Genomic DNA, 326 nt, shown 5'->3' with positions numbered 1-326 from the left:
GTCGAACCCCTGTCCGAAGATAACGGCACACAGGCTTCTACGGGTGTAGTCACGGATTTGATGTCACCCTAGCAGCGCCCCGTAACCGGCTCTGCTTCGGGTCAGCCTGATTGTCTTCTTCAGCTAGCCCCAGGCGGAGACTAGACAGCGTATCCCACTAAAGTTGAGCCCCTATCCCGCCACATGGGCGATGGAGAGTAGAAGCTTAGCATACAGTTTCTTAGGCTGCTGCTAAAGTTGTACGTTGGTTGCCATTTAATAGGCTTTAGCGTTGATGAAGCGGACGCGTCCCCACTACCCGCAACCCATGCTCGAACTATCCCCGT

The 326-nt window shown here is 54.6% G+C and carries 1 other RNA gene; it reads right to left on the bottom strand.

Annotation, left to right across the window (positions count from 1 at the left end):
* Window positions 1–326: a transfer-messenger RNA gene (gene ssrA / locus LKX83_RS32230) on the bottom strand; the annotation flags it as partial.

It is taken from the genome of Cohnella baijiui (assembly GCF_020731285.1).
Lineage (GTDB): Bacteria > Bacillota > Bacilli > Paenibacillales > Paenibacillaceae > Cohnella.
This window is presented reverse-complemented; position numbering and strand designations above follow the sequence as displayed.